We start from the raw sequence: 20462 nt of genomic DNA on the forward strand, positions 1-20462 counted from the left end.
GGCGGGTGATCAGGCGGTCGCGAGCTCGGAGTCGGCCTGCGCCGGGATCTCCGGGGTGGGGGCCGGGCGCTCGCGCAGGCTCAGGGCCAGGCGGACGACGGCGATCCACATCAGCGAGGAGCCGAACATGTGGGCGGCGACCAGGACTTCCGGGACACCGGTGAAGTACTGGAGGTAGCCCACGCCACCCTGGGCGAGCAGCACGATCAGCAGGTCGCGGGCGCGGGCGCGGGTGTCGTCCGGGGCGTCGACGACGCGGAGGACCAGCCACATGGCGAGGGCGAGGGCGCAGACGACCCAGGCGGCGATGGCGTGGACGTGGGCGGCGTTCGTCCAGTCCCACGGCATGCGCGGGACGTCGCTGCTGTCGCCGGCGTGCTTGCCGGCGCCGGTGACCGTCGTGCCGAGGACGATCAGCAGGCCCGAGACGACCGTGATGGCCCAGGAGAGCTTGCGGACCGGGCGCGGCACGCGCGGGCGGGGGGCGGTGTCGCCCTCGCCGGCCCGGTGCCAGGTGATGACGGCGACCGTGAGCAGCGAGTTCGCGGCGATGAAGTGGCCGGCCACGGTCCACGGGTTGAGGCCCATCCACACCGTGATGCCGCCGATCACGGCGTTGCTCATGACGATCCAGAACTGCGCCCAGGCCCAGCGGGTCAGCGTCCGGCGCCACGGCTTGGTGGAGCGGGCGGCGACGATCGCCCAGCCGACGGCCGCCGACAGGACGTAGGTCAGCATCCGGTTGCCGAACTCGATCAGGCCGCGGTAGCCCTGCTCGGGCGTCACGATGAGGCTGTCGTCGGTGCACTTCGGCCACGTGTCGCAGCCGAGACCGGAACCGGTCAGCCGGACCGCGCCGCCCGTGACGATGATGAGCACGCTCATCACGACGGCGGAGAGCGCGGCGCGCCGGAGCGTCCGGGGGGACGGGGTCCAGCGCTGGGCGATGTAGGCGAGGGGGGTCAGCACGGGCCCCATCGTAGGCCGGGGCTTGTGCACGCTTTCACGAGGGGGTGCCTTGTCGGGAAACGTCACCCTCTGAGCCGCTTCGGCTACTCCCAGCGGAAGAACTTCGCCGCCGCGCCCAGGCCCAGGACCGCCCAGACCGCGAGGATCAAAGCGTCGCCCCAGGGCATTCCGGCGCCGTTCTGGAGGACGTCCCTGAGGCCGTCCGAGAGCGCCGAGATCGGGAGCAGTTCCAGGACCGCGCGGGCGGGCTCGGGGAACTTGTCGAGCGGCACGATGACCCCGCCGGCCACGATGAGCAGCAGGAAGACCAGGTTGGCGGCGGCGAGGGTGGCCTCGGCCCTGAGCGTGCCCGCCATGAGCAGGCCGAGGCCGGAGAAGGCGGCCGTGCCCAGGACCAGGAGCAGGACGACGGCGAGCGGGTTGCCGTGCGGCGACCAGCCGAGGGCGAGCGCGATCGCCGTGAGCAGGACGACCTGGAGGACCTCGGTGACCAGGACGGCGAGCGTCTTGGCGGTCATCAGCGCCCAGCGGGGGAGCGGTGAGGCGCCGAGCCGCTTGAGGACTCCGTACCGCCGCTCGAAGCCGGTGGCGATGGCCTGGCCGGTGAAGGCGGTGGAGAGCACGGCGAGCGCGAGGACGCCGGGCGCGAGGAAGTCGACCGCCTTGTCCGCGCCGGTGTCGATGATGTCGACGGTGGAGAACAGGACGAGCAGCAGCGACGGGATGATCACCGTCAGGAGCAGCTGTTCGCCGTTGCGCAGCAGCATCCGGGTCTCCAGCGCCGTCTGCGCCGCGATCATCCGGCCGACGGGCGCCGCGCCCGGCTTGGGGGAGTAGGTGCCCGTGCTCATGACCGCAGTTCCTTGCCTGTCAGTTCCAGGCTGTGTCCATCCGGGGGACAACCCCCGGACCCCCGGCGAGTCTCCATGTCGGCCGGCATCATGCGCGCAGCTCCTTGCCCGTGAGCTCAAGAAAAACGTCTTCGAGGGTGTGGCGCTCGACGGAGATGCCCTCGGGCATCACGCCGTGCTGGGCGCACCAGGTGGTGACGGTGGCGAGCAGCTGGGGGCCGACGGCGCCGGTGATCCGGTAGGTGCCGGGGAGCGGCTCCACCGCGGCGGTGCCGTCGGGCAGCGCCTTGAGCAGGGAGCCCAGGTCGAGGCCGGGGCGGCCGGTGAAGCGGAGGGTGTTCTCGGCGCCGCCGCGGCAGAGCTCCTCGGGGCTGCCCTGGGCGGCGACGCGGCCGGCGTCGACGATGGCGACGTCGTCGGCGAGTTCCTCGGCCTCCTGCATGAAGTGGGTGGTGAGGACGACGCTCACCCCGTCGGCGCGCAGCTCGCGGACGAGGTCCCAGGTGGCGCGGCGGGCCTGCGGGTCGAGTCCGGCGGTCGGTTCGTCGAGGAAGACCAGCTCGGGGCGGCCGACGACGGCCATGGCGAGCGCGAGGCGCTGCTGCTGGCCGCCGGAGAGCCGCCGGTAGGTCGTACGGCCGCAGGAGCCGAGGCCGAGGCGCTCGATCAGGGCGTCGACGTCGAGGGGGTGGGCGTGCAGTTTCGCCATGTGGCGGAGCATCTCGTCGGCGCGGGCGCCGGAGTAGACGCCACCGGACTGGAGCATCACGCCGATCCGGGGTCGCAGGGCGGCGGCCTCGGTGACCGGGTCGAGGCCGAGGACGCGGACGGTGCCGCCGTCGGGCCTGCGGTAGCCCTCGCAGGTCTCGATGGTGGTGGTCTTGCCGGCCCCGTTGGGGCCGAGGACGGCGGTGACGGTGCCGGCCCGTACGTCGAGGTCGAGGCCGTCGACCGCGGTCTTGCTGCCGTACCGCTTGACCAGACCCCGGACCTGGACGACGGACTGATTTCCCATGGGAGGAAGTCTAGAGAGGGGGCGAAGGTCCCTCCGGCGCGGGGCCCGGGTCCCTGGAATCGGGACTTTTCCGTGCGGTTCGCCTCCGGGGGCGGGCATAGCGTCGAGGGGTGATCAGTGTGGCGGAGAACCTCCAGGAGACCGTCGGTCAGGCCGCGCACAAGGCGCACGACCTGGCCAGACCGGGCCGGTACACGGTGTCGGCGATGCTGGCGGGGGCGTACATCGGGATCGGCGAGGTGCTGCTGCTCGTGGCGGTGTCGCCGTTCGTGGCGCAGCACTCGGCGGCGGTGAAGCTGCTGGAGGGGGCGGTCTTCCCGGTCGCGCTGACGATCGTGATGTTCGCCGGGGCGCAGCTGTTCACCAGCAACGTGATGGTGATGCTGCTGGGCGCGCTGTCCGGGCGTACGGGGGTGCGGGACCTGGTGGGGAGCTGGGCGCTGTCGCTGGCGGGGAACCTGGCGGGGGCGTTCGCGTTCGGGGCGATGGTGCACGCCTCGGGGGTGCTGTCGGCGCCGTCCGCGAAGGCGATGCTGGCGGAGCTGGTGGCCGGCAAGGAGGCGCTCGGGGGCGGTCAGCTGTTCTGGCGGGCGGTGCTCTGCAACATGCTGGTCTGCCTGGGGGTCTGGATGTTCTACCGGGCGAAGGGCGACGGGGCGAAGGTCTTCGTGCTGTGGCTGCCGGTGCTGGTCTTCGTGGCGGTGGGCTTCGAGCACTGCGTGGCGAACATGGCGCTGTTCGCGCTGGCGATCCTCGACGGGACGGCCGGTTTCGGCGATCTGGGACGGAACCTGATCTTCACGGTGCCGGGGAACATCGTGGGCGGCGGGGCGCTGGTGGCCTGCGCGTACTGGTTCACGGGGCGTCCCGAGCGGGCCGCCGATTCGTCCTACGAATGATCGTTTACGCAGGTCAGGTAAGCCTTACCTGAGTGACGCACGGCACCGCCGCCGGTCCCGGCGCGGCTTGTCAGTCTTCGATTAATTACGCAACAATGGCGTTGTGAAAAACGTTGGCGCGGCTCCGGTGGAGGAACTCGCGACCCGAGAGCGTTCGACGCGCAACCGGGTCGCGCGGTCGATCCTGGACCACGGTCCCTCGACCGTCGCCGACCTGGCGGGACGGCTCCGCCTCACCCAGGCCGCCGTCCGCCGCCACCTCGACTCGCTGGTCGCCGAGAGCGTCGTCGAAGCGCGCGAGAAGCGCGTCTACGGCACCCGCTCCCGCGGCCGACCGGCCAAGGTCTTCGCGCTCACCGACGGCGGCCGCGACGCCTTCGACCAGTCGTACGACTCCCTCGCCGTCGAGGCGCTCCGCTGGATCGAGCGCAACGCCGGAGGAGAGGCGGCCGTCGCCGCCTTCGCCCGCGACCGGATCGAGGCCCAGGCCGACGCCTACCGCGCGGCGGTCGAATCGGCCGAGCCCGCCCAGCGCACCGAGGCGCTGGCCAAGGCTCTGACGGCGGACGGGTACGCTGCCACTGCGCGGAACGCGCCGGTCGGCGAGCAGCTCTGCCAGCACCACTGCCCGGTCGCCCACGTCGCCGAGCAGTACCCCCAGCTGTGTGAGGCGGAGACAGAATTCTTCTCCCGCCTCCTGGGAACGCACGTCCAGCGTCTGGCCACCATCGCGCATGGTGACGGCGTCTGCACCACGTTCATCCCGCACGGCGCCCCACAGACCACCGAATCAGCATCCGCAAGCACGGCCGGGAGGAACCCCGCATGACCACCGAGATCAGCCACCCCGAGCTCGAGGGCCTGGGTCGGTACGAGTACGGCTGGGCCGACTCCGACGCCGCCGGCGCCGCTGCCAAGCGCGGTCTCAACGAGGACGTCGTCCGCGACATCTCCTCGAAGAAGAACGAGCCCGAGTGGATGCTGAAGCTCCGCCTCAAGGGTCTGCGCCTCTTCGACAAGAAGCCCATGCCGACCTGGGGCTCCGACCTCTCCGGCATCGACTTCGACAACATCAAGTACTTCGTGCGGTCCACCGAGAAGCAGGCCGAGTCCTGGGAGGACCTGCCGGAGGACATCAAGAACACGTACGACAAGCTCGGCATCCCGGAGGCGGAGAAGCAGCGCCTCGTCGCCGGTGTCGCCGCCCAGTACGAGTCCGAGGTCGTCTACCACCAGATCCGCGAGGACCTGGAGGAGCAGGGCGTCATCTTCGTCGACACCGACACCGCGCTGAAGGAGCACGAGGAGCTCTTCAAGGAGTACTTCGGCACCGTCATCCCGGTCGGCGACAACAAGTTCGCCTCCCTGAACACGGCCGTGTGGTCCGGCGGCTCCTTCATCTACGTGCCGAAGGGCGTGCAGGTCGAGATCCCGCTCCAGGCCTACTTCCGTATCAACACGGAGAACATGGGCCAGTTCGAGCGGACGCTGATCATCGTCGACGAGGACGCTTACGTCCACTACGTCGAGGGCTGCACCGCCCCGATCTACTCCTCGGACTCGCTGCACAGCGCCGTCGTCGAGATCATCGTCAAGAAGGGCGGCCGCTGCCGCTACACGACCATCCAGAACTGGTCGAACAACGTCTACAACCTGGTGACCAAGCGCGCCGTCGCCTACGAGGGCGCCACCATGGAGTGGGTCGACGGCAACATCGGCTCCAAGGTCACCATGAAGTACCCGGCCGTCTACCTGATGGGCGAGCACGCCAAGGGCGAGACCCTCTCCATCGCCTTCGCGGGCGAGGGCCAGCACCAGGACGCCGGCGCCAAGATGGTCCACATGGCCCCGAACACCTCCTCCAACATCGTCTCCAAGTCGGTGGCGCGAGGCGGCGGCCGCACCTCCTACCGCGGTCTCATCGAGATCGGCGAGGGTGCCCCGGGCGCCAAGTCGAACGTGCTCTGCGACGCGCTGCTCGTCGACACCATCTCCCGCTCGGACACGTACCCCTACGTGGACGTGCGCGAGGACGACGTCTCCATGGGTCACGAGGCCACCGTCTCCAAGGTCTCCGAGGACCAGCTCTTCTACCTCATGAGCCGCGGCCTCACCGAGTTCGAGGCGATGGCGATGATCGTTCGAGGCTTCGTCGAGCCCATCGCCAAGGAGCTGCCGATGGAATACGCGCTGGAGCTCAACCGGCTGATCGAGCTGCAGATGGAAGGCGCGGTCGGCTAAGAGCCCCGCACCCGCAGCGACCGACTTCTACGTACGCAGGAAGAGAGCAACACGACAGCCATGGCTGAGGCTCAGAACATCCCCGCGGGTTCCACGACCGCGGGCTCGATCGCGGTGGCCGCCGAGTCCACCGTCGCCACGCGCATGAGCGCGCCCCCGTCCTTCGACGTCGCGGACTTCCCCGTCCCGCACGGCCGTGAAGAGGAGTGGCGGTTCACGCCGCTGGCGCGGCTGCGCGGGCTCCACGACGGCACCGCCGTCGCCTCCGGCGAGGGCGTCAAGGTCGAGATCGAGGCCCCCGAGGGCGTCACCGTCGAGACCGTCGGCCGCGACGACGCCCGACTCGGCAAGGCCGGCACGCCCGTCGACCGGGTCGCCGCCCAGGCGTACACCTCCTTCGAGAAGGCCTCGGTCGTCACCGTCGCCAAGGAGGCCGTCCTCACCGAGCCGATCCGCATCGCGGTGCACGGCGTCGGCGGGGTCGCGTTCGGCCACCAGGTGATCGAGCTCGGCGCCTTCGCCGAGGCCGTCGTGGTCATCGACCACACCGGTGACGCCGTCCTCGCCGCCAACGTCGACTACGTCCTCGGCGACGGCGCGAAGCTCACCGTCGTCTCCGTCCAGGACTGGGACGAGAACGCCGTCCACGTCGCCCAGCACAACGCGCTGGTCGGCCGCGACGCCTCCTTCAAGTCGGTCGTCGTCACCTTCGGCGGCGACGTCGTCCGCATCCACCCGCGCGTCTCCTACGCGGCTCCGGGCGGCGAGGCCGAGCTCTTCGGCCTCTACTTCACCGACGCGGGCCAGCACCAGGAGCACCGCCTCCTGGTCGACCACAACACCCCGCACTGCAAGTCCAACGTGGCCTACAAGGGCGCGCTGCAGGGCCAGGACGCGCACGCCGTCTGGATCGGCGACGTGCTCATCCAGGCCGCCGCCGAGGGCACCGACACGTACGAGCTCAACCGGAACCTGGTCCTCACGGACGGCGCCCGGGTCGACTCCGTGCCGAACCTGGAGATCGAGACCGGCGAGATCGCCGGCGCCGGTCACGCCTCGGCCACCGGCCGCTTCGACGACGAGCAGCTGTTCTACCTGATGGCCCGCGGCATCCCGGAGGCCGAGGCCCGCCGCCTCGTCGTCCGCGGCTTCTTCGCCGAGCTGGTCCAGCAGATCGGGCTGCCGGACGTCCAGGAGCGCCTGATCGCCAAGATCGAGGCCGAGCTGGAGGCCTCCGTCTGATGGCCTTCGTCCGAGTCTGCGCGCTGAGCGAGCTGGAGGCCGACACCCCGAAGCGGGTCGAGGTCGACGGCACGCCGATCTCCCTCGTGCACACCGAGGGCGAGGTGTTCGCCATCAACGACATCTGCTCGCACGCGAACGTCTCCCTCTCCGAGGGCGAGGTCGAGGACTGCGCGATCGAGTGCTGGCTCCACGGCTCCAGCTTCGACCTGCGCACCGGCAAGCCTTCCGGCCTTCCCGCGACGCGCCCCGTCCCCGTATACCCCGTACAGATCGAAGGGGACGATGTGCTCGTCTCCGTCACCCAGGAGTCCTGAGTCACCCATGGCTACGCTTGAAATCCACGACCTGCACGTCTCCGTCGAGGCGGAGAACGGCCCCCGCGAGATCCTCAAGGGCGTCGACCTGACCATCAAGCAGGGCGAGACCCACGCCGTCATGGGCCCCAACGGCTCCGGCAAGTCGACCCTGGCGTACTCCCTCGCCGGCCACCCGAAGTACACGGTCACCGGCGGCACCGTCACCCTCGACGGTGAGGACGTCCTGGAGATGTCGGTCGACGAGCGCGCCCGCGCCGGCGTCTTCCTCGCCATGCAGTACCCGGTCGAGGTCCCCGGTGTCTCGGTCTCCAACTTCCTGCGCACCTCCGCCACCGCCGTCCGCGGCGAGGCGCCCAAGCTGCGCACCTGGGTGAAGGAGGTCAAGTCCGCGATGGAGCAGCTCCAGATGGACCCGGCCTTCGCCGAGCGCAACGTCAACGAGGGCTTCTCCGGCGGTGAGAAGAAGCGCCACGAGATCCTCCAGCTGGAGCTCCTCAAGCCGAAGATCGCGATCCTCGACGAGACCGACTCCGGCCTGGACGTCGACGCGCTCCGCATCGTCTCCGAGGGCGTCAACCGCGTCCGCGAGACCGGCGAGGTCGGCACCCTGCTGATCACCCACTACACGCGCATCCTGCGCTACATCAAGCCCGACTTCGTGCACGTCTTCGCGAACGGCCGCATCGCCGAGTCCGGCGGCGCCGAGCTCGCCGACCAGCTGGAGAACGAGGGCTACGACAAGTACGTGAAGGGTGGCGCATCCGCGTGACTTCTGCCCATCAGGGGCTCTCCGGCCTCCTCGACACCGAGGCGATCCGCAAGGACTTCCCGCTCCTGGATCGCGTGGTCCACGACGGCAAGAAGATCGTGTACCTCGACTCCGCGGCGACCTCGCAGAAGCCGCGCCAGGTGCTCGACGCGCTGAACGAGTACTACGAGCAGCACAACGCCAACGTGCACCGCGGCGTCTACCTGGTCGCCGAGGAGGCGACGGCGCTGTACGAAGGCGCCCGTGACAAGGTCGCGGCCTTCATCAACGCGCCGAGCCGCGACGAGGTGATCTTCACCAAGAACGCCTCCGAGTCGCTCAACCTCGTGGCCAACATGCTGGGCTGGGCCGAAGAGCCCTACCGCGTGGACCACGAGACCGAGATCGCCATCACGGAGATGGAGCACCACTCCAACATCGTGCCGTGGCAGCTGCTCTCGCAGCGCACGGGCGCGAAGCTGAAGTGGTTCGGCCTCACCGACGACGGCCGTCTCGACCTCTCGAACATCGAAGAGGTCATCACCGAGAAGACCAAGATCGTCTCGTTCACGCTGGTCTCGAACCTGCTGGGCACGGTCAACCCGGTGGAGACGATCATCCGTCGCGCCCAGGAGGTCGGTGCGCTCGTCTGCATCGACGCCTCCCAGGCGGCCCCGCACATGGTCCTGGACGTGCAGGCGCTCCAGGCCGACTTCGTGGCCTTCACCGGCCACAAGATGTGCGGTCCGACCGGCATCGGCGTGCTGTGGGGACGGCAGGAGCTCCTGGAGGACCTCCCGCCCTTCCTCGGCGGCGGCGAGATGATCGAGACCGTCTCGATGCACTCCTCGACGTACGCGCCGGCCCCGCACAAGTTCGAGGCGGGTACGCCCCCGATCGCCCAGGCCGTCGGCCTCGGCGCGGCCGTGGACTACCTGTCGGCGATCGGCATGGAGAACATCGCGCGCCACGAGCACGCGATCACGGAGTACGCCGTCCGGCGCCTCCAGGAGGTCCCCGACCTGCGGATCATCGGCCCCACCACGGCCGAGGACCGCGGCGCCGCGATCTCCTTCACGCTGGGCGACATCCACCCGCACGACGTGGGCCAGGTCCTCGACGAGCAGGGCATCGCGGTCCGGGTCGGCCACCACTGCGCGCGGCCGGTCTGCCTGCGGTACGGAATTCCCGCGACCACGCGAGCGTCGTTCTATCTGTACTCCACTCCGGCCGAGGTCGACGCCCTGGTCGAGGGGCTGGAGCACGTCCGTAACTTCTTCGGCTAGGGGAACGGCTCGTGAAGCTGGATTCGATGTACCAGGACGTCATCCTGGACCACTACAAGCACCCGCACGGGCGCGGTCTTCGGGACGGCGACGCCGAGGTGCACCACGTCAACCCGACGTGCGGCGACGAGATCACGCTCCGCGTGAAGTACGACGGCTCGCGCATCGAGGACGTGTCGTACGAGGGCCAGGGCTGCTCCATCAGCCAGGCCTCGGCGTCCGTCCTCAACGAGCTGCTCGTCGGCAAGGAGCTGGCCGAGGCGCAGAAGATCCAGGGCACCTTCCTGGAGCTGATGCAGTCCAAGGGCCAGATCGAGCCGGACGACGCGATGGAGGAGATCCTGGAGGACGCGGTCGCGTTCGCGGGTGTCTCCAAGTACCCGGCCCGTGTGAAGTGCGCGCTGCTCAGCTGGATGGCGTGGAAGGACGCGACCGCCCAGGCGCTGGGCGACGCGGAGAGGAAGTCGGCATGACCGAGAACGCCGAGGCCACCATGAAGCCGGCCTCCGAGGAAGAAGTCCGCGAGGCGCTGTACGACGTCGTCGACCCCGAGCTGGGCATCGACGTCGTCAACCTGGGCCTGATCTACGGCATCCACATCGACGACTCCAACGTCGCGACCCTGGACATGACGCTCACGTCCGCGGCCTGCCCGCTGACCGACGTCATCGAGGACCAGGCCAAGTCCGCGACCGACGGCATCGTCAACGAGCTCAAGATCAACTGGGTCTGGATGCCCCCGTGGGGCCCCGACAAGATCACCGACGACGGCCGCGAGCAGCTCCGCGCGCTCGGCTTCAACGTCTGATCACCGGCGTCCCGCGGACGCCGCCGCATGACGCGAAGAGGGCCGCACCCCCTGGGGGTGCGGCCCTCTTCCGTTGCTCAGATCACGCCCGCCGCCTGGGCGAGGGACGGGGCCAGGTTTTCCTTGCGGATGCGCTGGTCGACGTAGAGGAAGGCGGAGACGAGGGGCTGGAAGGGGGCGAGGAGGGCCTGGGAGGCGATGGCGCCGAGGTAGACGAAGCCGAGGACGCCGGCCATGGAGGCGAGGAAGTCGCCGGGGGTGGTGTCGGGGTCGACGTCGACGGTGGTCATGGGGATCCAGGCGGCGAAGGAGAAGATCTGCTGGACCAGCCAGCCGGCCACGGCGACCATGGCGGCCATGGCGAGGGTGCAGCCGAAGACGCGCCACCAGGAGCCGCGGACGAGGGCGGCGGAGCGGCGCATGGAGGCGACGGCGCCGGTGCCCTCGATGACGGCGGCGGAGGGGGCGAGGCTGAACTTCACCCAGAGCCAGAGGGCGAGGGGGAAGGTGGCCAGGGCGAGCAGGAAGATCAGCAGGGCGGCGATGAGGGGGCCGTAGTCCTCGTCGGCGCCGGACGCGTTGACGTTCGAGACGATGCCGAACATCAGGAAGCCGAAGCCGAGCAGGAAGAGCAGGGTCGGCAGGAAGGCGGCCAGCATCGTCAGGAAGACGGAGCCGAGGACCGCGCCGAGGCGTGACCAGGCGCGGCGCCAGGTGGCCCGGAAGCCGAGGGGGCGGCCGAGGACGGCCTCCTGGGCGACGGCGGGGGCGGCGGCGGAGACCAGGCCGGTGGCGAGCACCAGACAGATCGCGCCGGTCAGCCAGACGCAGCCGAAGGTGAGGAAGAGCGCCCGGAGGTCGGCGAAGTCGGGGTCCTGGTACCGCGGCAGGTTCGAGAGCCGCTCGACGTTGTCGGACACGGCGTTCCAGCCGAGCACCATCGCGCCGCCGACGATCGCCGTCGCCAGCCCGTAGGCGGTGACGGCGACGCCCAGGAGGGGCTTCCAGTAGCGCCCGTACGTACTGAACACGCCGGTCAGGATCTGGCCGAAGGACAGCGGCGTCAGGGGTATGACGCCGGGCTTCGGCGGTGGCGGCGGGGGAGCGTATCCGTATCCGTACGGCCCCGAGGGATATGTCATGGCCACACGGTAGCGTCCGTCGATGTGTACGCTCGTACGCATGGGATACGGACTGCTCGCGGGCGCCATCGCGGCGGAGATTCTGGCCACCACCTCGATGAAGTACAGCGAGGGGTTCACCAGGCTGTGGCCCTCGGTCGTCACCGGGGCCGGGTATCTGATCGCGTTCGCCCTGCTCGCGCAGGCTCTGAAGACGCTGCAGGTCGGGACGGCGTACGCCATATGGTCCGGGGTGGGCACCGCGGCCGTGGCGGCCATCGGCTTCCTCTTCCTGGGCGAGAGCCTCAACGCGACCAAGATCGCGGGGATCGTGCTGATCATCGCCGGGGTCGCGGTCCTGAACCTCGGAGGGGCGCATTGACCGCCCGTGCGCGACGGTACGACCCCGGGCGGCGGGAGCGGATCGTGGACGCGGCGCTCAGGGTGGCGGGGCGGTCCGGGATCGCGGGGCTGAGCCACCGGAGCGTGGCCGCCGAGGCGGACGTGCCGCTGGGCTCGACCACGTACCACTTCGCCTCGCTCGACGAGCTGCTCGTCGCCGCGCTGCGGAAGGCGAACGAGGGCTTCGGGAGGCTGCTGCGCGAGAGCCCCGGCGTCACCGTGCCGGAGGGCGACCTCGCCGGCGTCATCGCCCGGCTGCTGGGCGAGTGGCTCGGCGGGGAACGCGCGCGCGTGGAGCTGGAATACGAGCTGTACCTCGCGGCCCTGCGCAGGCCCGCGCTGCGGCCGGTCGCCGCCGAGTGGTGCGAGGGCGTCGCCGCCGCCCTTGCCCCGCACACCGACCCGGTCACGGCCCGGGCCGTCGTTGCCCTGATGGACGGAATCTGCCTCCAGGTGCTGCTCACCGACGGGACGTACGACGAGGAGTACGCGAGGACCGTGCTGGCGCGGGTCCTGAACGAAGAGCCGAAGAGCGGCTCCGGGAGTTCGTCGAAACCGCCTACGAGCTCGACCGACACCTGAGACCGGTTGGCCCGGGCGGGGGCCCGCCGGTTAGGTTTTCCGTCATGACCACTGCTCCTCGCACCACCGGCGCCGTCGCCGCCGGCCTCGCCACCATCTCCGGCGACGGCACCGTTCTCGACACCTGGTTCCCCGCCCCCGAGCTGACCGACGCGCCCGGCGTCGCCGGCACCGAGCGGCTCAGCCCCGACGAGGCCGTGAACGCCCTCGGCGAGGGCGCCGCCAAGGCCCTCGGCGTGGACGCCCGCCGTGGCGTCGAGGTGGTCGCCGTCCGTACCGTCATCGCCTCGCTCGACGACAAGCCGCTCGACGCCCACGACGCGTACCTCCGCCTCCACCTGCTCAGCCACCGGCTGGTCAAGCCGCACGGCCAGAGCCTGGACGGCGTCTTCGGCCTGCTCGCCAACGTCGCCTGGACCTCGCTCGGCCCGGTCGCCGTCGACGACATCGAGAAGGTGCGGCTCAACGCCCGCGCCGAGGGCCTGCACCTCCAGGTCACCTCGATCGACAAGTTCCCGCGCATGACCGACTACGTCGTGCCCGCCGGCGTCCGGATCGCCGACGCCGACCGCGTCCGCCTCGGCGCCCACCTCGCCGCCGGCACCACCGTCATGCACGAGGGCTTCGTCAACTTCAACGCCGGCACCCTCGGCACCTCCATGGTCGAGGGCCGCATCTCCGCCGGCGTCGTCGTCGGCAACGGCTCCGACATCGGCGGCGGCGCCTCCACCATGGGCACCCTCTCCGGCGGCGGCAACGTCGTCATCGCGATCGGCGAGCGCTGCCTGATCGGCGCCGAGGCGGGCGTCGGCATCGCGCTGGGCGACGAGTGCGTCGTCGAGGCCGGTCTGTACGTCACCGCCGGCACCCGGGTCACCCTGCCCGACGGCCAGATCGTCAAGGCCCGCGAGCTCTCCGGCGCCTCGAACATCCTCTTCCGCCGCAACTCGGTCACCGGCGCCGTCGAGGCCCGCCCGAACAACGCGGTCTGGGGCGGCCTGAACGACGTCCTGCACAGCCACAACTGACGTGGTGACTCTGCGTCAGCGACTGCCGTTAGGCAGGGCGCAGAGTCACTGCACGCAGACAAGGCGAGGAGTCGACATGAGGACGAAGCCCACGGTCGTCGGGGTGCTCACGATGGCGGCGGTCCTGCTGCCGGCCGGCGAGGCCCTGGCGGACGAGACGCACAGTCACTCGCACAACGGACCGAACGTCTCCCTGATCTCCACCGGGCAGATCGACGACCCGCTGGAGGACGTCCTGGAGCACGCCGCGATCCTGGGTCACACCACGACCACCGACTCCGCCTGAATCAGCGCCTCGTACGCCGCCCGCAGCCCGTCGACCGTCTCCTGGTCGGCGGGCTGCAGCGGTTCGCGCACCGGGCCGCCGAGGAGCGCCTTGGCGGTGACCGTGCCGGGCAGGCCGGAGGCCATCATCAGCTCGGTGAGCGGGAGCAGCCGGGCGTTGAGGCGGGCCGCGCCGGCCGTGTCGCCCGCGTCGAAGGCGTCCAGGACCGCGCGCAGCTGCCGGGGCGCCACGTTCGCGACCGTGCTGACGTAGCCCGCGCCGCCGACCGCGTACAGCGGCAGGTTCAGCTCCTCGGAGCCCGAGTAGTACGCGAGGCCGCCCTCCGCGATCACCCGCGCCGAGCCCAGCAGGTCGTTCGCGCAGTCCTTGACCGCGACGATCCGCGGATGGGCGGCGAGCCGCAGCATCGTGGCCGGCTCGACGCGGGTGCCGGTGCGGCCCGGGATGTCGTAGACCATGACCGGCAGGCCGGTGGCGTCCGCGACCTTCAGGAAGTGCGCCTCGACGGCCGCCTGGGGCGGGCGGCTGTAGTACGGGGTGACGACGAGCAGGCCGTCGGCGCCGGCCCGCTCGGCCTCCCGGGCCAGTTCGGCGGTGTGCCGGGTGTCCGCGGTGCCGACCCCCGCGACGACCGAGGGGCCGGGACCGACGGCCTCCCGGACGGCCCGGACGAGCGCGGCCTTCTCGGCGTCGGTGGTGGTCGGGGACTCGCCGGTGGTGCCGTTGAGCACGAGCCCGTCGCAGCCCTCCGCGACGAGCCGGGCGGCCAGCTCGCCGGCCCGGTCGAGGTCGAGCGCGCCGGACGGGGCGAACGGGGTGACCATCGCGCAGAGCGCGCGGCCGAAGGGGCGTTCCGTGTTCATCAGAGAAGTCTGTGCGCCAGTGACCGTGAAGGTCCACTTAGATCTGCTTGGCTTGAGAATTCAGTTTCTGTGAACGATGGGTGTCTGGCATGATCGGCCGGGCGCGACAGGGGGACATGGAGAACAACACAGCATGAGCTCACACAGCACGGCCGGACAGCGCGTCGCACTCGTCACCGGCTCGTCCTCGGGCATCGGGGCCGCCATCGCCCGGCGGCTCGCCGACGCCGGCCTCCGGGTCGTCGTCAACTCCGCGCGCTCCGTCGAAGCCGGCCGGGCCCTCGCCGCCGAACTGCCGGACGCCGTCTACGTCCAGGCCGACGTCTCCGACGAGACCCAGGCCGCCGGACTCGTCGCCGCCGCGGTGGAGGCGTACGGCCGCCTCGACATCCTCGTCAACTGCGCGGGCACCACCCGGTTCATCCCGCACGACGACCTCGAAGCCGCCTCCCCGGACGTCTGGCGCCACCTCTACGACGTCAACGTCATCGGCGTCTGGCAGACCGTCACGGCCGCCGTCCCGCACCTGCGGAAGACCCGCGGCGCCATCGTCACCATCTCCTCCCAGGCCGGCGTCCGGCCCGGCGGCAGCTCCATCCCGTACGCCGTCTCCAAGGCGGCCGTCAACCACATGACGAAGCTCCTCGCCAAGACCCTCGGGCCGGACATCCGGGTCAACGCGGTCGCGCCCGGACTGATCGACACCCCCTGGTTCGACGGGGTCGACGGCGCCGACGCCGCCAAGGAACACGTGGCCGGAGTCGTCCCGCTGCGCCGCGTCGGCCGCCCCGAGGACATCGCCGGCGCCGTCCACGACCTGGCCCACTCCCCGTACATCACCGGCGAGGTGCTCCTCGTCGACGGCGGCGGTCACCTGCTGGGCTAGGGGGGTGTCTTGCCGATCAGGCCGGGCTCGCGGCGGCTAGAGCGCGCGCTTGAAGCCGTCGTGGCTGCGGGTGAAGCCCAGGGAGGCGTAGAAGCGGTGGGCCTCGGTTCGCTGCTTGTTGCTCGTCAGCTGGATCAGCGCGCAGCCGCGTTCCTCCGCGCGTGCCATGGCGCCCTCCATCAGGGCCCGGCCGAGACCGGTGCCGCGTCGGTCGGCCCTGATGCGGACCGCCTCGATCAGGGCGCGCTCGGCGCCGCCCTTGCCGAGGCCGGGGATGTACGTGGCCTGGAGGCAGCCGAGGACGAGGTCGCCGTCCACGAGGACGAGGATCTCGTTGCGCGGATCGGCCTCGATGGCGGTGAAGGCCCGCTCGTAGGCCTCGGTGACGGTGACCGAGGCCGGCTCCACGACCGTGTCCTCGTCGGCCAGGAGGGCGAGGACGGCGGGGAGTTCGGCGCGGGTGGCGGGGCGAAGGATCATGGCGCCGAGTGTCGCACGGAGGATTCCCTTGACCTCAAGCGTGGTTGAGGGAGGAGGGTCGAACCATCCGCACCGAGCAGGAGGAGAAACCCCGTGAACGCCGTCGCACACCCCGACGCCCGCCCCGACCTGCACCGCCCCGGAGTCGGCGCCGTCCTCGTCAGCACCTGGCGGGTCGGCACCCCCGAGCGCCAGCGCGCCGCCGTCGCGGCGATCAAGGCCGCCTGGGAGAGCCGCCCGTGGCCGGACCTCGGCCTGCTCTCGTACAGCGTCGCCGTCGGGACCGACGGGGACACGCTGCTGCACTATTCGCAGTGGACCGAGCAGCGGGCGTACGACGACTTCGTCCGCACCTACCGCGACGACCGGAACGCCGAGATCGACGCGGCCGTCCCCGGCATCGAGCGGGTGGAACTCCGCCGCTACGGGCCCATCCACCGCTCCACGGCCCTCGACGGGACGGGGACGGCGAAGGAGCCCGGGGTCGTCGTGATCGTCGAGGCGGACTTCGACGGGGCGGACGGGAGCAGGGAGGAGTGGGTGGACGCGGTGTTCACCGCCCTGGCGGAGGACGCGGCGGCCGGGCGGGAGTCCGGCGGGATCAGCGGACAGTTCCATCTGACCGTCGACGGCGGCCGGGTCCTGAACTACGCCGAGTGGGAGAGCGAGCGGGCCCATGAGGACTGGCTGGCCGAGGAGGGCCGGCTGACCGAGGCCTGGAAGCGGGTGCACCACCACCCGGGGCTCACGGGCGGCCGGGTGAAGCGGTACACGCCCGCGCTCAGCCTGAGCGCGGGCGTGTGACCGGACCGGTTCTCCCGGACGGGTGTGCTTACGGGCGGAAGCGCAGGACCTGGGGGTCGTGGTCGCTGTCCTGGTCGGCGAACTCCGCGTTGATGTGCACGCTGTCGTACTCGAAGTGGTGCACGCCGGGGCTGGTCAGGATCTGGTCGAGGACCTGGCTGTTGCCCTGGTAGACGTACGAGTAGCGCTCGCTGCGGGGCAGCGACTTGACGGCCGGGTACAGCGCGCCGCCGTCGGTCAGCGCCTGCGTCGTGCCGGAGAACTCGAAGTCGTTGATGTCGCCGACGACGAGGACGTCGGCCTGCTTCTCGACCGCGGTGATCTCCTTCACGAAGGCGTTGACGGCCTGTGCCTGGAGGAGGCGCTTCGCCTCGGAGGAACGGTTCGGCGGCTGGTGGTGCGAGACGATCGACTCGTCGCCGCCCTTCGAGCCGAAGTGGTTGGCGATCACGAAGACCGTGCGGCCGCGGAAGACGAACTCGCCCGCGAGCGGCTTGCGGCTGGCCTCCCAGGCGGCGTTCGCCGGGTCGATGCGGCCGGGGGAGAGGGTCAGGGCCGCGCGGCCCTTGGTGCCCGTGACGGCGGTGGCGGTGGTCGCGTCGCCGCCGGCGCGGTCCGTGAAGGAGACCCGCTCGGGGTTGAAGAGGAAGACCTGACGGATGTTGCCGCCGGGCTCGCCGCCGTCCTTGCCGTTCTGCGGGTCGACCGAGCGCCACTCGTACGCGGGGCCGCCGGCGGCCACGATCGCGTCGGTGAACTTCTTCACCGTCACGTCGGCGGCGACCGTGCCGTCGTTCTTGGCGCCGTTGTTGTCCTGGATCTCCTCCAGGGCCACGATGTCGGGCGAGGCGAGGTTGTCGACGACCGCCTTGGCGAGCGCGTCGAACTTCTCCTGCGGGTCGGTCGGGTCGAGGTTCTCGACGTTGTACGTCGCCACGGCCAGCTCGTTCTTGTGCTGCTTGTCCGTGGTCTCGCGCTCCAGGCCCTCGTCGACGACCGTGCCCAGGGTGCGGGCGGTCAGCGTGTAGCCGCCGAACTGGTTGAAGTCGAGCGGGCCCTCGGTGGTGCCGGTCAGCCGGTCGCCGACGTTCGCCTTGGGGAAGGGCTGCTGGGCGAGCGGGGTCAGCGACTGGATCTGGAGCCGGCCGGTGTTCTGGGACTCGTACGAGCCGTAGACCGTGCCGCCGCGCTCGTTGTCGTTCTCGCAGGGCTTCACCGTCACCCAGAGCTCGGCGTACGCGTCGGTGGCGCCGACGACCCGCGAGGAGTCGATCCGGACGTTGGTGCCCTCCAGGGACTCGTAGTAGTCCAGGGCGTACGTCTCCGGGTCGAGCGTCAGGCCGTTGATCGAGCCGCCCGCGGCCGGGTCGCCCTCGGGGGCGTACTCCTCGGGGACCGACCACTCCGAGATCGTGACCGGGGCCGGGACTGGGTTGCCCTTCGACAGCACGGTGACGACCGGCTTGGAGATCTGGGTCAGCGACTGGTTGCCGGAGGTCAGGCCGCCGGGGACGTACTCCGTGACCGTGCCGTTCAGGCGGACCGCGTCGCCGACGGCGACGGTCGGGACGGAGCTGGTGAAGACGAAGATGCCCTCGCTGGTCGCCGCGTCCGCGTCGGCCTCGGGGTCCTGGATCCAGAAACCGCGCGAGCCGTAGGTGCGGACGCCGGTGACGATGCCCGTGACGCCGGTGACCTGCTTGCCGACGAGCGGGGAGACGCGGGTCGTGCCCTGGATGTCGTGGATGCGGACACCGGCGGCCGCCTCGTCGGCGGCGGCGCTCGACGAGCTCGCCAGCAGACCGGCGGCGAGAGCGGCGGCGACGACGGCGGAGACCGCGGCGGATCTCGGTATGGAGGAAGACATCAGAGGACTCCGAGGGTGCTTGGACGATCGGCAGAAACATCTACGCGCGTCAATCTCCGGTGAGAGCGGTGGACTTGTCAAGAGTCGACGGGTGTACGAAGGCTGACGGATCCGTGAACCGGCGGACGGGCCCCCGGATGCGTCTACGCTGAGGACCGCTCCGTGAGCCCTTCCCCCTTCACCCACGCACGCGTCGAGGAGACCCCCCAGATGTCAGCGGACCACCCCACCCTTCCCCCCGTTCGGCTCCGTGCGGACGCGGAGCTGGCGCGGGACGCCCTGGCCGCCCCCCTCCTCGTCCAGGCGGTACGGCTCGCCCGTTGGGCCGGGCCCGACACCCGGGTCGACGCGGGCGGCGAACTCGTCGACGAACAGCTCCCCGAGGCCGTCGAGGTCCTCGGCCTCGCCGGCGAGGAGGACGCCGAGCTCCTGGCCGGTGACGCCTGGCGGCTCGCCGTCGACACCGGGCTCGTGGACGTCGAGGACGGCGAGGAGACCGAGGGCGGCGAGACGCCCGGGCGCGCCGCCCCCGGCGAGAACCTGGCGCTCGTCACCGGCGGCTCCCCCCAGGACGTCCTCGCGCTCTGGCTCGACGGCTTCGACGCGGTCTTCGCGGACGCCGTCGCCCCCGTCCTCGACGACCTGGACGCCATCGTCGGCGAGGACGGCGAGGTCGACTTCGAGGCCCTCGACTGGGACCCCGAGGCGGAGGCCGACTTCCTGGAGGGCGTCCTCGGCAACCTCTACCTGCTGACCGTCAGCGAGGGCGGCGCCGGCGAGGGCCCGGTGCCGCTGCCCGCGCTCGCCGCGTCCATGGTCGTGCCCGACGACATGGGCGAGCCCACCGACGACGTCCTGGAGCAGGTCTCCGACGCGATGATGCGGCTCGACGAGCAGTTCCGGCTCCTGGAGCCGATCGGCCTCGTCGAGTACCAGCCCGTCGACGAGGCCCTGATGGCCGAGGAGGGCGAGGAGCCCGCGCCGCCCGTCGACGACGAGGACGTCTCCCGGTACGGCATGGTCCGGCTCACCCCCCTCGGGCTCTACGGCATCCGGGCCCGCATGCTGGAGGCCGGCGTCGACGCGCCCGCCGTCGGCGACCTGACGGAGAAGGGCGCCGACGCGCTCCTCGACGGCATCGCCGGCTACCCCGAGGGCGCCGCCCGCGAGGAGACCGCCGCGTGGCTCGCCGGCCGCGACGCGGTCAGCGCCGCCCGCGAACTGCTCGCCGCCGCCCGGGGCTCCGACGCCGGCTCGCCGCTGCGCCGCCTGCACTGCCAGCAGACGCTCTCCCTGGTGGGCCCCGAGGCCGAGCCCGCGGTACGCGAGGTGCTGGACGACGCCGAACTCGGCGGCCTGGCCCGGGTCTGGCTCGCCGAGCGGGGCGCGGCGGACGTGCCCGCGCCGCCGGAGTCGATGATCTTCTGGCTGGCCATCGACACCATCGCCGCCCAGCTCGGCTCGGACGGCGACCTGGAGGAGCTCCAGGAGCTCATCGAGGGCCTCACCGGCCGGCACAGCGGCTTCTTCGAGGCCGCCTGGAGGGTCGAACACCCGGCGACCGCCGAGGTCCTGGAGGCGATGGGCCGCCTCCACCGCGACAAGACGGCCGCGAAGGACGCCCGCAAGGCCGCCTTCAAGGCCCGCTCGCGCGCGGGGTCCTGAGGCCCCGCGCCCGGTCCCAGCCCGGGTGGGCGGCGTCCGGTGGTGTTTCCGTGGCGTTCAGGCGGTGTTCGCGGAGGCGGGGCAGGGTGGCGCGCGAGA

The 20462-nt window shown here is 71.1% G+C and carries 23 protein-coding genes; 16 read left to right on the forward strand and 7 right to left on the reverse strand.

Translation table 11 applies throughout. The features are described 5' to 3' along the window. Positions 1-9: 9 nt before the first annotated feature. The 3 genes from ACZ7G1_RS31985 to ACZ7G1_RS31995 form a co-directional block, all read right to left on the reverse strand. On the reverse strand, positions 10-978 hold the full coding sequence (locus ACZ7G1_RS31985) for a COX15/CtaA family protein (RefSeq protein ID WP_470878364.1): 969 nt from the start codon (positions 976-978) through the stop codon (positions 10-12). A 74-nt stretch (positions 979-1052) separates the two neighbouring features. Further along, positions 1053-1820, reverse strand: a complete 768-nt coding sequence (locus tag ACZ7G1_RS31990) for an ABC transporter permease (protein WP_470878362.1) — start codon at positions 1818-1820, stop codon at positions 1053-1055. Positions 1821-1908: 88 nt separating this feature from the next. Continuing rightward, positions 1909-2835 (reverse strand): ABC transporter ATP-binding protein, encoded by a 927-nt coding sequence (locus ACZ7G1_RS31995; RefSeq protein ID WP_470878360.1) that lies wholly within the window; start codon positions 2833-2835, stop codon positions 1909-1911. Positions 2836-2945: 110 nt separating this feature from the next. Between ACZ7G1_RS31995 and ACZ7G1_RS32000 the strand changes: the two genes are divergently transcribed. The 9 genes from ACZ7G1_RS32000 to ACZ7G1_RS32040 all read left to right on the forward strand — a co-directional run bounded on the left by ACZ7G1_RS32000 (position 2946) and on the right by ACZ7G1_RS32040 (position 10379). Beyond that, the gene (locus ACZ7G1_RS32000) at positions 2946-3734 is read left to right on the forward strand and encodes a formate/nitrite transporter family protein (protein ID WP_470878358.1); all 789 of its coding nucleotides are present in this window, start codon (positions 2946-2948) and stop codon (positions 3732-3734) included. Between the two features lie 103 nt (positions 3735-3837). Beyond that, a complete protein-coding gene (locus ACZ7G1_RS32005) occupies positions 3838-4563 on the forward strand; it encodes a helix-turn-helix transcriptional regulator (protein ID WP_470878356.1) in 726 nt (241 codons plus the stop codon). Continuing rightward, positions 4560-5975: a Fe-S cluster assembly protein SufB gene (gene sufB, locus ACZ7G1_RS32010; protein WP_470878355.1), complete on the forward strand. Its 1416-nt coding sequence runs from the start codon at positions 4560-4562 to the stop codon at positions 5973-5975. Before ACZ7G1_RS32005 ends, sufB begins: the two co-directional genes overlap by 4 nt. Before the next feature lie 60 nt (positions 5976-6035). Then, the gene (gene sufD / locus ACZ7G1_RS32015; protein ID WP_470878353.1) at positions 6036-7217 is read left to right on the forward strand and encodes a Fe-S cluster assembly protein SufD; all 1182 of its coding nucleotides are present in this window, start codon (positions 6036-6038) and stop codon (positions 7215-7217) included. Next, a complete protein-coding gene (locus tag ACZ7G1_RS32020) occupies positions 7217-7534 on the forward strand; it encodes a bifunctional 3-phenylpropionate/cinnamic acid dioxygenase ferredoxin subunit (RefSeq protein WP_017238624.1) in 318 nt (105 codons plus the stop codon). Before sufD ends, ACZ7G1_RS32020 begins: the two co-directional genes overlap by 1 nt. 7 nt (positions 7535-7541) lie before the next feature. Then, positions 7542-8306, forward strand: coding sequence for a Fe-S cluster assembly ATPase SufC (sufC, locus tag ACZ7G1_RS32025; protein ID WP_017238623.1), 765 nt, complete (start codon positions 7542-7544; stop codon positions 8304-8306). Then, positions 8303-9571 (forward strand): cysteine desulfurase, encoded by a 1269-nt coding sequence (locus tag ACZ7G1_RS32030; protein ID WP_470878351.1) that lies wholly within the window; start codon positions 8303-8305, stop codon positions 9569-9571. The genes sufC and ACZ7G1_RS32030 overlap by 4 nt, the downstream gene beginning before the upstream one ends. Before the next feature lie 11 nt (positions 9572-9582). Continuing rightward, positions 9583-10044, forward strand: a complete 462-nt coding sequence (gene sufU / locus ACZ7G1_RS32035) for a Fe-S cluster assembly sulfur transfer protein SufU (RefSeq protein WP_017238621.1) — start codon at positions 9583-9585, stop codon at positions 10042-10044. Beyond that, positions 10041-10379 (forward strand): metal-sulfur cluster assembly factor, encoded by a 339-nt coding sequence (locus tag ACZ7G1_RS32040; RefSeq protein WP_017238620.1) that lies wholly within the window; start codon positions 10041-10043, stop codon positions 10377-10379. The genes sufU and ACZ7G1_RS32040 overlap by 4 nt, the downstream gene beginning before the upstream one ends. Before the next feature lie 77 nt (positions 10380-10456). Here ACZ7G1_RS32040 and ACZ7G1_RS32045 read toward each other — a convergent pair whose 3' ends face one another. After that, positions 10457-11521 carry a DUF7847 domain-containing protein gene (locus ACZ7G1_RS32045; protein ID WP_470878349.1) on the reverse strand — a complete coding sequence of 355 codons (1065 nt, stop codon included), beginning with the start codon at positions 11519-11521 and terminating at the stop codon, positions 10457-10459. Between the two features lie 40 nt (positions 11522-11561). Here ACZ7G1_RS32045 and ACZ7G1_RS32050 point away from each other — a divergent pair, with 40 nt between their 5' ends. The 4 genes from ACZ7G1_RS32050 (at position 11562) to ACZ7G1_RS32065 (ending at position 13798) form a co-directional block, all read left to right on the forward strand. After that, entirely contained in the window at positions 11562-11882 is a 321-nt protein-coding gene (locus ACZ7G1_RS32050) for a DMT family transporter (protein WP_470878348.1), read from the forward strand. Next, entirely contained in the window at positions 11879-12484 is a 606-nt protein-coding gene (locus tag ACZ7G1_RS32055; RefSeq protein ID WP_470878346.1) for a TetR/AcrR family transcriptional regulator, read from the forward strand. Before ACZ7G1_RS32050 ends, ACZ7G1_RS32055 begins: the two co-directional genes overlap by 4 nt. 44 nt (positions 12485-12528) lie before the next feature. After that, positions 12529-13512, forward strand: coding sequence for a 2,3,4,5-tetrahydropyridine-2,6-dicarboxylate N-succinyltransferase (gene dapD / locus ACZ7G1_RS32060; RefSeq protein WP_470878344.1), 984 nt, complete (start codon positions 12529-12531; stop codon positions 13510-13512). A gap of 76 nt (positions 13513-13588) precedes the next feature. Further along, entirely contained in the window at positions 13589-13798 is a 210-nt protein-coding gene (locus ACZ7G1_RS32065; protein ID WP_376441256.1) for a hypothetical protein, read from the forward strand. Here the strand turns inward: ACZ7G1_RS32065 and dapA are convergent. Next, entirely contained in the window at positions 13771-14661 is an 891-nt protein-coding gene (gene dapA, locus ACZ7G1_RS32070; protein WP_470878342.1) for a 4-hydroxy-tetrahydrodipicolinate synthase, read from the reverse strand. The genes ACZ7G1_RS32065 and dapA overlap by 28 nt on opposite strands. A 133-nt stretch (positions 14662-14794) precedes the next feature. Here dapA and ACZ7G1_RS32075 point away from each other — a divergent pair, with 133 nt between their 5' ends. Continuing rightward, a complete protein-coding gene (locus ACZ7G1_RS32075; RefSeq protein WP_470878340.1) occupies positions 14795-15547 on the forward strand; it encodes an SDR family NAD(P)-dependent oxidoreductase in 753 nt (250 codons plus the stop codon). A 36-nt stretch (positions 15548-15583) separates the two neighbouring features. On the opposite strand, the gene ACZ7G1_RS32080 is transcribed toward ACZ7G1_RS32075, so the two are convergent. After that, positions 15584-16027, reverse strand: coding sequence for a GNAT family N-acetyltransferase (locus ACZ7G1_RS32080; RefSeq protein WP_470878338.1), 444 nt, complete (start codon positions 16025-16027; stop codon positions 15584-15586). Between the two features lie 93 nt (positions 16028-16120). On the opposite strand from ACZ7G1_RS32080, the gene ACZ7G1_RS32085 reads away from it, so the two are divergent. Further along, positions 16121-16831, forward strand: coding sequence for an antibiotic biosynthesis monooxygenase (locus ACZ7G1_RS32085; protein WP_470878336.1), 711 nt, complete (start codon positions 16121-16123; stop codon positions 16829-16831). Between the two features lie 28 nt (positions 16832-16859). Here ACZ7G1_RS32085 and ACZ7G1_RS32090 read toward each other — a convergent pair whose 3' ends face one another. Then, positions 16860-18698 (reverse strand): endonuclease/exonuclease/phosphatase family protein, encoded by a 1839-nt coding sequence (locus tag ACZ7G1_RS32090; protein ID WP_470878334.1) that lies wholly within the window; start codon positions 18696-18698, stop codon positions 16860-16862. 210 nt (positions 18699-18908) lie between these two features. Here ACZ7G1_RS32090 and ACZ7G1_RS32095 point away from each other — a divergent pair, with 210 nt between their 5' ends. After that, positions 18909-20363 (forward strand): hypothetical protein, encoded by a 1455-nt coding sequence (locus ACZ7G1_RS32095; protein ID WP_470878332.1) that lies wholly within the window; start codon positions 18909-18911, stop codon positions 20361-20363. The last annotated feature ends 99 nt before the right edge of the window (positions 20364-20462 follow it).

It is taken from the genome of Streptomyces sp. NPDC037273, assembly GCF_055603625.1.